At 69.2% G+C, this 1,005-nt stretch carries 1 protein-coding gene; it reads left to right on the top strand.

All coding sequences use genetic code 11. The features are described 5' to 3' along the window. The coding region (locus ASF32_RS19905) for a 1-deoxy-D-xylulose-5-phosphate synthase N-terminal domain-containing protein (protein WP_156467910.1) at positions 1-1,005 on the top strand (1,005 nt) is incomplete at both ends.

The raw sequence follows: 1,005 nt of genomic DNA, 5'->3' as shown, positions 1-1,005 counted from the left end.
ACGGTGGCGCTGCATCACGTGTTCGACACGCCCGACGACCGGATCGTGTGGGATGTCGGGCACCAGGCCTACCCGCACAAGATCCTGACGGGGCGGCGGGACCGGATCCGGACGCTGCGCCAGCCGGGCGGGCTGTCGGGCTTCACCAAGCGGTCGGAGAGCGTCTACGACCCGTTCGGGGCGGCGCATTCCTCGACCTCGATCTCGGCGGCGCTCGGCATGGCGGTGGGCCGCGATCTCGACGAGTCGACGGCCAAGGCCAAGGGCCAGCCCGCTCCGAAGCGCCGCAACATGGTGGCGGTGATCGGCGACGGCTCGATGTCGGCGGGCATGGCCTACGAGGCGATGAACAATGCCGGCGCGCTGCATTCGCGGCTGATCGTGATCCTGAACGACAACGACATGTCGATCGCCCCGCCGGTGGGGGCGATGTCGGCCTATTTCGCCAGGCTGGCCTCGGGCGGGACCTATCGCGGCCTGCGCGAGACGGCCAAGCAGCTCGGCAAGTTGCTGCCGAAGGCGATCTACCAGCGCGCCGCGGCGGCGGAGGAATACGCCCGCTCGCTGGTGGTGGGCGGCGGCACGATGTTCGAGGAGATGGGCTTCCACTATGTCGGCCCGGTCGACGGGCACAATCTCGACCATCTCCTGCCGATCCTGAAGAACGTGCGGGATTCGGACCAGGGCCCGATCCTGCTCCATGTCGTGACCCAGAAGGGCAAGGGCTACGCCCCGGCCGAGGCGTCGGCCGACCGCTACCACGGGGTGGTGAAGTTCGACGTCCTGTCGGGCGTGCAGGCCAAGGCCAAGCCGAACGCGCCGGCCTATACGCGGGTCTTCGGCGAGAGCCTGATCAAGGCGGCGGATGCCGACGACAAGGTGGTGGCGATCACCGCGGCGATGCCCGGCGGCACCGGGATCGACCTGTTCGGCAAGGCGCATCCGGACCGGACCTTCGATGTGGGCATCGCCGAGCAGCATGCGGTGACGTTCGCCGGCGGTCTG

Origin of the sequence: Methylobacterium sp. Leaf91 (assembly GCF_001422815.1) — a bacterium.
In the GTDB taxonomy this organism is placed as follows: Bacteria; Pseudomonadota; Alphaproteobacteria; order Rhizobiales; family Beijerinckiaceae; genus Methylobacterium.
The sequence above is the reverse complement of the archived record's forward strand: the minus strand, read 5'-3'. Positions and strand labels throughout refer to the sequence as shown.